Raw genomic sequence first — 10,449 nt, forward strand, 5'->3', positions numbered from 1 at the left:
TTAGAAGAACCCCATGCCAATGATCACAACGTCACCTGGACGCACCGAGTGCGTTAAATCCACATTCTCCAGCAGCTGATGACTGCCAGCCTGGCGAATATTGATATCTTTACGGTCAGCGCGATCGGTAAATCCGCCCGCCTGAGCGATCGCTTTCTCCACGGTAAGCCCCGGCTCATACGCAAAAGCATTAGGGCTTTTCACTTCGCCTGATACGTAGTATTTACGGAATTCAGCGACGCTAACCGTCACCATGGGATTAACCATATATCCATTACGCAAGCGTTGCGTTAATTCCGCAGTCACCTGGTCCGGCGTTTTCTCTTTTAATGCGAGCGTGCCAATATAAGGGAAATTGATGGTTCCGCTTTTATCGACGATAAATTTCATGGTCATCTCGGGTTCGCCGTAAACCACAATATTGACCGTATCCCCCGCACCAAGACGGTAATCCTCTGCGCTTGCCGCAGGGTCGTCCGTTAATGGTGGTCTGGACGTTGCGCATCCGACCAACAGGATACTGAATAGAAAAAACGCGCACAGTTCTATTATTTTCATTTTAGATCTGAACCTTAGCTGTAAGCATAATCATAGAATTATCATAACCTAGCGTTCTGATGACTTTATATTTGTCGTTGGGACCGATATAAAACGAGTCAGTATCCTTATTAGAATTCAATGTATCTACCTGATATTTAATCGCAAAATTCACCGACGGCGTGTAGTCATAGCTCATCGTTACGCTAAATACACCATTTTTATCATGGCGATCTTTGTTCTGTTTTTTATAATCTTCCATGGTGTATGCATAGTCGAGAAGGGTAGAAAAGCGATTACCCAACCAAAAATGCTGGTAAGAAATCCCATATTCAGTAACTAAAATATAGCCCCCAACTTCCGATGGGTCTTTAATACTTTGTGACGTCCGCGCGGTGAAAACTGACTGCTGTAACGGTTTCCACTCCCCTTTTACATCCCAGTTTAGACCATTAAAATCATGCGAATTTGGATCGTTTTCAAATGTTTTGTATAACCATGAAATATTCATGTCGACATTCGTTTTACCCGTCAACTGCGATTTCAGGCCGTAAAGCAAATAGTATTCATTACTGTCTTTTTCTGAGTTGTTATCGTAATGACGCTGGTTAGTAATAAAGCTATAGCGAAAACGTGTTCTCGACGTGTACTGGTCAAATATCTCCGCAACCAGGCTATTCTCATGCCATTCCTGCTGCTGAATGTAGGTATAAAATTCTTTACTGGTATCCTGAACATCCGACGTATTACCGAACGTCAACTTTTTGTATAACAACGCCAGTTCCGCTTTACCGCGCCCATCCGGCGCGCCGTAGCTGTAGCGCAGTTCGCTGTTGATAAAATTGGTTGTCAGTGGAGATTTAATCCCATACTGGCGAAACTGACTCGGCAAAAAGCCCTCAGTAATATCGCGACCACGGTCTTCATGCCCAAGCGAATCTTCCAGATTTAGGGTTAAGCCGTGCATTCGCCCGTAACGCCAGGCACCGTTAAAACGGAAAAAATGATCGTTGTAGTTATCCGCAGAATCGCTGGAGTAGTGGCGATAATCCCCCGAATACATCAGCAAATACGTATCCTGACCGCGCTCACCGATCATACTCAACACGGGCGCAGCACTCTGAAAGGCGGAACCTTTCGCATCGCGGTTATGTGGCTGATATGTCACGTTATCATCATAACCATAATCCACAGCAACCTTGCCCTGGAAGTCGATCCCCGCAAAGCCAATGTGTGATTTCGGTGTCAGATCAGCCCATGCGGACTGCGATATCACGATCCCGGTAATAACGAGTATTTTAGTATGCATTCTTACCGACAAATCCTTTGAAAATAGTTTTAATAATAATTTTTATATCCAACCATAATGACCAGTTTTGAATATATTCAATGTCATACTGGACACGTTTTTCCATCTTATAGAGCGCATCGATTTCCCCACGAAACCCATTAATCTGCGCGAGACCGGTGATCCCTGGCTTCACTTTATGGCGGATCATGTAATTTTCGACCTGCTTACGGTACTGCTCGTTATGCGTAACTGCATGCGGTCTGGGACCGACAATCGACATACTTCCCTGCAACACATTAATAAATTGCGGCAGTTCATCGAGCGAGGTGCGACGTAAAAAACTGCCGAATTTCGTCACGCGTGGATCGTTCTTCGTAGCCTGAATAACGGTGTCAGAATTCTCCATCACCCGCATTGAGCGAAACTTCCAGACCTTAATTTTTTGCCCACTCAGACCATAGCGGTCTTGTTTGAAAAATACCGGGCCGCGCGAGGTGAGTTTGATCCCAATGGCGATGACTAGCATCAGTGAGGAGATCATCACCATAATGAGACTCCCGAGTACCAGATCTTCAGTCCGCTTAATAAACGATCCTGCACCTTCAAACGGCGAGCTAAAAATGCCGATGGTTTGCAGGTTGTGGATCGAGCGCAGCTTGGACATATTGTTACTGTAGGTATAAAAGTCAGGCACAATATAGGTATCGACCGTGGTATCAGACATCATCGCCAAAAAATGACGAATGCGCTGTAACGCCACCATCGGTAGCGCAATATAGATCTCATCTATATTCCCATTTTTGGCTTCTTCAACTAAATTAATGACCGAGCCGCGAAAGGGGCTTTTTATTTTATCAACCACATCGCCACAACGATCTGGACTGCGCTCATCATAAAATGCCAGGTCTAACTTGATGTTGGCGTATTCCGTAGTCAACGCATTTTCCGCCGCCAGACCATTCTCGGTCAGGCCAATAACGGCAACGCGAATATGTTTCTTGGCTGAGTATTTAAAAAGAAAAAAACGAATAAAATAAAGGACAGGTAGTGGAATAAAATACCAAATGACAATAGCTGAACAAAAAGGCGGATCCAGTGCATTCAGATCCCCCAGCGACTGAGGATCCGCAATGGTCGTACGAACCCACTCATTACAGAAAATGGCCAGTAGCGTACACGCCAGCAGTCTCTTTTGGTTGCGCAAGCTAATGGTTTTGATCTTCTGCTGGTACATTTTGGTGTATTCAGCAAACAACAAAAACAGAAGTGAGAAGATCACACTGAGGATTACAATCGTCGAAAACGGCAGCATGCCTAGCAGTTTGGCGCTAAAAATTAGAGTAATATTGATGACAAGGAAATCGACCAGTTTTAAAAAGACTGGATATCCTTGACTGCTAATCTTTAGCGAATTCTTAAGCATATCTCAGCCTATTATCGATTGATTTTAATTATTTTTTTATCGCTTGATATGGCTAATTATATCACAAGCTCAAAAATCGCAATGTCGGAGTGTCAGCAAATGTAATTACTAGTATTACAAATTGTGACTACAGTCTCATGAAAAATTCATACCCACTTGATTTAATTGAATATTATTTTCATGACCATTTGATTTTTATTATTAGAAATATATGATTATCTACAACGGATATATTATTGACAGATAACCATTCGTCGACTAGCAAAATAGGTTATGCCTGATTATTTTTAGCTGCTTTAACCCGCGACGCATAAAAACCGCACCCGCACGCCTAACCCTCCCAGAGTTTCACTGCGCGACAGTTGTGGGTGCGTGCGGTGCAGGCGAGCAATATCATTGACCAGCGCCAGCCCAATCCCCGCCCCGGGAACATTGTCCACATTATCCAGGCGATGAAACGGTAACAGCGCCTGATGCACCCGATCGTCATCAATACCGGGGCCACTGTCTTCAACCACCAGCACCACGCTTTCTCCCTCACGCAGCAGCCGGGCGGTGACCATCCCCTGTGCAGGCGTGTATTTCAGCGCATTATCCAGCAGATTTCCGCACAGTTCGCCGAGCAAAACATCATCCCCTTCAATCCACACCGCCTCTTGTTCCCCTTCATAGCCGAGATCGATGGCTTTGCTGCGCGCCTGCGCCAGGCGGGTAAAACAGCTGGTTTGCACCACCTCAAACAGATTGACCGGTGAAAAGTGTCTTTCTCCCTGCTCTTTGCGCTTCACGGCAGAAAGCTGTAACAATCGCTCCGTCAATTGAATGGTGCTGTCGAGCGTAGTGCTCATGGCCTGTAAACTCTCATACCACTGCTGCGGCTGCGGGCTAGCAAGGGCTACCGCAGCCTGCGTTTTTAGCACCGCCAGCGGGGTTTTTAACTGATGAGAAGCATCTGCGCTGAACCGCTCCTGGCGCGATATCAGCGCGCGTAGCCGGTCAATGTAGCGATTGAAGGCCACGATCAGCAAACGAGTTTCCGACCACGGCAGCAGCTCCGGCAGTGGCGTCAGCAGCCCCGGCTCGCGGCGTACCATCAATGATGACAGCTGGCGCATCGGGCGTAATACCCGTCGCAGCAGCCAGCCGACCAGCACCAGCGTCAGCAGTACCAGCAACCCCTGGGATACCCAGGATGAGAACAGCAGCTGTCGCGCCAGATAGCGTCGTGATTGCAGCGTTTCGGCGACATAAATCTCCGCCATACCGACAATCCCGCCTTCATTCACCGGCTGGAGCAGGCGTGCCACGCGAATAGCCTCCCCGCGATATTCAGTATGATAAAACCACGCCAGCGCCGGGTATAGCCGGGTGCGCGAGGTGGAAGGCGGCATCGCCGGCAAATCGTCATAGCCGGAAATGACCTTCCCCGTCGGATCCACCACCTTGTAGTACAGCCGATCGTTCATGTTCAGCTCAAAGCTGTCCAGTACCACCCACGGTACGTTGACTTCCAGGCGTTTATTGCGCACCACCAGCCGCTCGGATACCGTTCTCGCCGATGAGAGCAGCGTCCGGTCATACGCCTGAGTCGCCGCCTGCAGGGCACTGACATAGCTGTTAAACGCCGACAGCCCCCACAGCAGTAGCAGCGGTAAGCCAAGGAACATCAGCAGTTGCAGATACAGCGACTGCGGCTTAATCCACTTCATCACTGCGCTCCAGCACATAGCCCAGGCCTCGCAGGGTCGCGATACGCACGTCGCTGCCGTTCAGTTTTTTACGCAAACGGTGGATGTAAAGCTCAATACTTTCGGGGCTGACCTCATCGCTCAGGCTGAAGACCTGTTCAAACAACTGCTGGCGCGAGACCGGACGCAACCGTCGATACATCAGCACCGTCAGCAGCGCCTGTTCGCGCGGCGTCAGCGCCAGCGGTTGTCCCTGCAGCAGAAAATAACCCTCATCATGAAACGCCAGCTCACCGAGTTGCTGTATACCCTGCACTTGCCCCGCGCTACGCCTCAGCAGCGCCCGCAGCCTGGCATCCAGCTCTTCAAGCTCAAACGGTTTTGCCAGGTAATCATCCGCACCGGCGTTAAGCCCTTTTACCCGATCCGCCACCGCACTACGTGCTGTCAGCAGCAAAACGGGAAGTGTTTGCCCGCGCTTACGCAGCCGCTGAACCACCTCAAGACCGTCCAGCCCAGGCATATTGATGTCCAGCACCGCCAGCGCATAGGTTTCACTGTGTAACAGGTGATCGGCCGCCAGACCATCAAACACGCAGTCAACGGCAAAACCGTTTTGCACCAGCGCTTTCTCCAGCCAGTGAGCGAGCTCACGGTTATCTTCCGCTAATAAGAGACGCATATCACATCCTGTAAAGTTTCTGCCGCATTGAAAGGGAATTGAAAGGTTAATGTTTTAACAATCACGCAACCGAACTGCTACACATCGGCTCACATAATCACAAAAATAATCTTCCGTACCCGAAATCCGGTCATCCGGCGTGAGGATAAATAATGAAAAAACAATTACTTCGTACCCTTACTGCAAGCATGTTACTGATGAGTACCTCTGTTCTGGCGGAACAAGCGCCTTCACGCACCGAATGTATCGCCCCGGCTAAACCCGGCGGCGGTTTTGACCTCACCTGTAAACTGATTCAGGTGAGCATGATGGAAACCGGCGCCATCGAAAAACCGATGCGCGTGACCTATATGCCTGGCGGCGTCGGGGCGGTCGCTTATAACGCCATCGTCGCCCAACGTCCTGCCGAAGCAGGCACCGTGGTGGCCTTCTCCGGCGGGTCGCTGCTGAACCTGTCGCAGGGTAAATTTGGCCGTTACGGCGTCGACGATGTGCGCTGGCTGGCAAGCGTCGGTACCGACTACGGCATGATTGCCGTGCGCAACGATGCCCCATGGAAAACGCTGAAAGACCTGCTGACGGCCATGGAGAAAGATCCCAACAGCGTAGTGATTGGCGCCGGTGCCTCTATTGGCAGTCAGGACTGGATGAAGTCGGCGCTGCTGGCGCAAAAAGCCAACGTCGATCCGCATAAGATGCGTTACGTGGCGTTTGAGGGCGGCGGTGAACCGGTCACGGCGCTGATGGGCAATCACGTGCAGGTGGTCTCCGGCGATCTCAGCGAGATGGTGCCCTACCTCAACGGCGACAAAATCCGCGTCCTGGCGGTGTTCTCCGACCAACGCTTACCGGGTCAGTTAGCCAATGTGCCTACCGCCAAAGAGCAGGGATATGACCTCGTGTGGCCGATTATCCGCGGCTTCTACGTCGGACCCAAAGTCAGCGACGCCGAGTATCAATGGTGGGTTGACGCCTTTGCCAAACTCCAGCAAACCGATGAATTTAAAAAGCAACGCGATCTTCGCGGTCTGTTTGAATTCAACATGAGTGGGCAACAACTCGACGCCTACGTGAAGAAGCAGGTCACCGATTATCGTGAGCAGGCAAAAGCCTTCGGTCTGGCTAAATAAGCGCAGGGGCAACAATGATGAGCGATCGTATTTTTGCGGGTATCTGGCTGTTGCTCTGTATAGCCGGGCTGTTCGTGGCCTGGCAAATAACCAGCGAATACAGCTATGAGCCGGTCGGCCCGCGTCCCTTTCCGCTGGGCATTATCGGCCTGATGTTGCTGTGCGCCGTGGCGTTACTCCTGCGCCACCCGGACACCATCAGTTGGCCTCGTCGCCACGTACTGCAAAAGCTGCTGACGATGGTGATTATTCTGTTTATGTACGCCTGGGGATTCGAGTGGCTGGGCTTTCCCATTGCCACCGCCATTCTCACCGTGGTGATTGGCCTGCTGTTCGGGGCCACCATCCCGGCGGCGGGTATTTCCGGATCGGTTCTTGGCATTCTGCTGTGGTATGCCTTCGATCGGCTGCTTGACGTCACCTTACCTCTCGGCACCTGGCTGAGTTAACGGAGAAACGATGGATACCTGGATATATCTTTCTCAGGGTTTTGCGGTGGCGATGACGCCTGAAAACCTGGTCATTGCGCTGATCGGCTGTTTTGTTGGCACCATTGTCGGGCTGTTGCCGGGGCTAGGCCCCATTAACGGCGTGGCGATCCTGCTGCCGCTGGCTTTTGCGTTGCACCTGCCCGCAGAATCCGCGCTGATCCTGCTGGCGACTGTTTACATCGGCTGCGAATACGGCGGGCGAATCTCGTCGATTTTGCTGAACGTTCCCGGCGATGCCGCCGCTATTATGACCGCCCTCGACGGCTACCCGATGGCGCAGCAAGGACGCGGCGGCGTGGCACTCTCTATCTCGGCGGTCAGCTCTTTCATTGGCTCGCTGATCGCCATCGGCGGCATCATTCTGTTTGCTCCGGCACTGGCTCAATGGTCGCTGGCCTTCGGTCCGGCAGAATACTTTGCCTTAATGGTCTTCGCCATTGCCTGCCTCGGCAGCATGATGGCGCAAAACCCGCTGAAATCCTTTCTGGCAGCGCTGATCGGTCTTGGCCTTGCGACCGTCGGCGTAGACGCCAACACCGGGGTATATCGCTTCACCTTTGACAGTGTCCATCTCTCCGACGGCGTGCAGTTTATCGTGGTGGTGATTGGGCTGTTCTCTGTCTCAGAAATCCTGTTAATGCTGGAACATACCAGCAGCGGTCAGGCGCTGGTACGTAAAACCGGCCGCATGATGTTCAACGCCAAAGAAGGTGCGCAATGCGTGGGCGCGACGCTGCGCTCGTCGGTGATAGGCTTTTTTGTCGGCGTGTTGCCTGGCGCCGGGGCGACCATCGCCAGCGCCATCACCTACATGACCGAGAAAAAGCTCAGCGGTAACAGCGACAGCTTCGGTAAAGGGGATATTCGCGGCGTTGCTGCACCGGAGGCGGCAAATAACGCCTCGGCCTGCGGCTCGTTTATTCCGATGCTGACGCTCGGCGTACCGGGCTCCGGCACTACGGCGGTGATGATGGGCGCGCTGACGCTGTACAACATCACCCCGGGCCCGGCAATGTTTACCGAGCAACCGGACATCGTCTGGGGATTGATTGCGGCACTGCTGATTGCCAACGTGATGCTGCTGGTGATGAACATCCCGCTGATCGGTCTGTTTACCCGCATGTTGACCATCCCGCTGTGGTTTTTGGTGCCGGCCATCGCTGCGGTCTCCGCTGTCGGTGTGTACGCGGTACACAGTACGACGTTCGATCTGGTGCTGATGGTCGGGCTCGGCGTCTTCGGCTACATTTTGCGTAAAATGCACTTCCCGATGTCGCCGTTGATTTTGGGCTTTGTACTGGGCGAAATGCTGGAGCAGAACCTGCGCCGCGCGCTGTCGATCAGCAACGGCAGTATGGATATTCTGTGGGCCAGCGGCGTGGCAAAAGTCCTGCTGGCGATGGCGGTGATGGTTATCGTGATCCCACCGGTGCTGCGCCTGATCCGCAAGCGCAACCGCAAACCGCAGGTGGATATCGGCTAATAATAGGCCGGATGGGGCGCTGACGCGTCTACTCCGGCCTACAATAGCTACCTCCCGTAGGCCGGATAGCGCAGCGCCATCCGGCATTTTTATTTTCAGCGTAACCCCTGCGTGCCTTCCAGCATATGCTCGACAAACTGCGTCAGTTTCGGCAAGGGGCGTAAATCCTGACGCCACAGCAGATGAATCGGTCGCGGCTGTGGCGTAAAGCCCTCCAGCACCCGAACCAATTTGCCGCTGGCAAGCTCGTCCGCCAGCAACACTTCCGGCTGCAACAGCAACCCCGCGCCCGCCACCGCCGCCGTGCGCAGACCGTGACCATCGTTACAGCGCAGGATCGCATCGCGTTTCCATCTGACTTCACCTTCCATACCCGGCAACGTCCATTCGTTACGCGCTGTCCACACCGTGTGGGACAAGCACAGATGGTCCACCAGATCTGCAGGCGTCCGGGGCGTACCGTAACGCGCCAGATAGTCCGCTGACGCGCAGATCGCCATACGGTACGGGCACAGATATTTCGCCACCACATCCGTCTGGTGAATATCACCAATGCGGATCGCCAGATCGACCCCCTCGTTCACCAAATCCACCATCCGGTTAGTCAGATCCAGTTCAATACGCACCTCGGGCCAGCGTTGTAAAAAAGCCGCGGCCAGCGGCGAAACGACACAGGCGCCAAAAGACGTGGGCGCGCTGATGCGCAGCGTCCCCGCCGGTGCCAACCGCAGTCGTTCCACCGAGCTTTCGGCTATCGACACCTGTTCCAGCACCCGCCGGGCTTCCTCAACATAGACGCGCCCGGCGTCGGTCAGACTTTGCCGACGGGTGTTGCGCTCCAGTAACCGTGTACCGAGCTGCGCTTCCAGCAGTGCGATATATTTCCCTACCATCACCGCCGACATTTCCAGCCGCGTTGCCGCCCCGGTAAAGCTGCCGCTTTCCACCACGGCGATAAACGTTTCCATGCCGCGAAGCTTATCCATATTACAAACCCCTGGTTAGCAATCATCTAACTTTTAGCCAGTTTATCCGATTTCATTTTCATTAAAGAATAGCGGTTCACACAATTGCGGAGGTGGTTATGAAAATCGTCATTATTGGTGCCAGCGGTACCGTCGGCCGCGCAGTCGCAGAAGAACTGGGTCGCAAACATGAGATTGTTCGCGTGGGCCGCACGCAGGGTGATTACCAGGTCGATATCACCTCACAGCACAGCGTGTAGGCGCTGTTTGAAAAAATCGGTCGGGTAGATGCCATCGTTTCCGCCACCGGTAGCCTGTTCTTTGGCCCCCTGTCGACCATGACCGACGGCGAGTTTAATCAGGGGTTGCAGGATAAGTTATTAGGCCAGGTGCGGCTGGCATTGACCGGGCAGCATTACCTCAACGAGGGCGGCTCGATTACGCTGATTAGCGGCATTATCGCCCATGAGCCGATTGCGCAAGGGGCAAGTGCTGCCACGGTCAACGCCGGACTGGAAGGGTTTGTACGCGCCGCAGCCTGCGAATTAGGGCGCGGCATACGCATTAACCTGATAAGCCCCACCGTGCTGAGTGAATCCGCTGCGGCGTATGACGGTTTCTTCCCTGGCTTTGAAAGCGTCCCCGCCGCCACGGTCGCTAACGCCTATCGCCGCAGCGTCGAAGGCATTCAAACCGGTCGTATTTACAAAGTCGGCTACTGATATTGTGGCTGTCGCGGCGCTCCGCCAGCGGCAGCCT

General features: G+C 53.0%; 9 protein-coding genes and 1 pseudogene. 4 read left to right on the forward strand and 6 right to left on the reverse strand.

Going from position 1 to position 10,449, the window contains the following annotated elements; translation table 11 throughout:
- From FDX01_RS01195 to tctD, 5 genes are all read right to left on the reverse strand, one after another.
- Nucleotides 1-558, reverse strand: a complete 558-nt coding sequence (locus tag FDX01_RS01195) for a polysaccharide biosynthesis/export family protein (protein WP_096756031.1) — start codon at nucleotides 556-558, stop codon at nucleotides 1-3.
- A gap of 1 nt (nucleotide 559) precedes the next feature.
- The gene (locus tag FDX01_RS01200) at nucleotides 560-1,846 is read right to left on the reverse strand and encodes an outer membrane beta-barrel protein (protein WP_137399095.1); all 1,287 of its coding nucleotides are present in this window, start codon (nucleotides 1,844-1,846) and stop codon (nucleotides 560-562) included.
- A complete protein-coding gene (locus FDX01_RS01205; protein WP_137399096.1) occupies nucleotides 1,836-3,251 on the reverse strand; it encodes an undecaprenyl-phosphate glucose phosphotransferase in 1,416 nt (471 codons plus the stop codon). The genes FDX01_RS01200 and FDX01_RS01205 overlap by 11 nt, the downstream gene beginning before the upstream one ends.
- A 296-nt stretch (nucleotides 3,252-3,547) precedes the next feature.
- Nucleotides 3,548-4,960, reverse strand: coding sequence for a sensor histidine kinase (locus FDX01_RS01210; RefSeq protein ID WP_137399097.1), 1,413 nt, complete (start codon nucleotides 4,958-4,960; stop codon nucleotides 3,548-3,550).
- The gene (tctD, locus tag FDX01_RS01215; protein WP_137399098.1) at nucleotides 4,947-5,621 is read right to left on the reverse strand and encodes a transcriptional regulator TctD; all 675 of its coding nucleotides are present in this window, start codon (nucleotides 5,619-5,621) and stop codon (nucleotides 4,947-4,949) included. The genes FDX01_RS01210 and tctD overlap by 14 nt, the downstream gene beginning before the upstream one ends.
- Before the next feature lie 152 nt (nucleotides 5,622-5,773).
- On the opposite strand from tctD, the gene FDX01_RS01220 reads away from it, so the two are divergent.
- From FDX01_RS01220 to FDX01_RS01230, 3 genes are read left to right on the forward strand one after another with little or no spacing between them, the layout of a single operon-like run.
- On the forward strand, nucleotides 5,774-6,751 hold the full coding sequence (locus tag FDX01_RS01220; protein WP_096756026.1) for a tripartite tricarboxylate transporter substrate binding protein: 978 nt from the start codon (nucleotides 5,774-5,776) through the stop codon (nucleotides 6,749-6,751).
- 14 nt (nucleotides 6,752-6,765) lie between these two features.
- Complete coding sequence (locus FDX01_RS01225; RefSeq protein ID WP_137399099.1) at nucleotides 6,766-7,200, forward strand: tripartite tricarboxylate transporter TctB family protein; 435 nt, start codon at nucleotides 6,766-6,768, stop codon at nucleotides 7,198-7,200.
- Nucleotides 7,201-7,210: 10 nt separating this feature from the next.
- The gene (locus FDX01_RS01230; RefSeq protein ID WP_137399100.1) at nucleotides 7,211-8,725 is read left to right on the forward strand and encodes a tripartite tricarboxylate transporter permease; all 1,515 of its coding nucleotides are present in this window, start codon (nucleotides 7,211-7,213) and stop codon (nucleotides 8,723-8,725) included.
- Between the two features lie 95 nt (nucleotides 8,726-8,820).
- Here the strand turns inward: FDX01_RS01230 and FDX01_RS01235 are convergent, their stop codons facing one another.
- Nucleotides 8,821-9,711 (reverse strand): LysR family transcriptional regulator, encoded by an 891-nt coding sequence (locus FDX01_RS01235; RefSeq protein WP_137399101.1) that lies wholly within the window; start codon nucleotides 9,709-9,711, stop codon nucleotides 8,821-8,823.
- A gap of 98 nt (nucleotides 9,712-9,809) precedes the next feature.
- Here FDX01_RS01235 and FDX01_RS01240 point away from each other — a divergent pair.
- Nucleotides 9,810-10,412, forward strand: a pseudogene (locus FDX01_RS01240) (short chain dehydrogenase).
- The last annotated feature ends 37 nt before the right edge of the window (nucleotides 10,413-10,449 follow it).

It is taken from the genome of Citrobacter sp. wls613 (assembly GCF_005281195.1).
Lineage (GTDB): Bacteria > Pseudomonadota > Gammaproteobacteria > Enterobacterales > Enterobacteriaceae > Citrobacter > Citrobacter gillenii.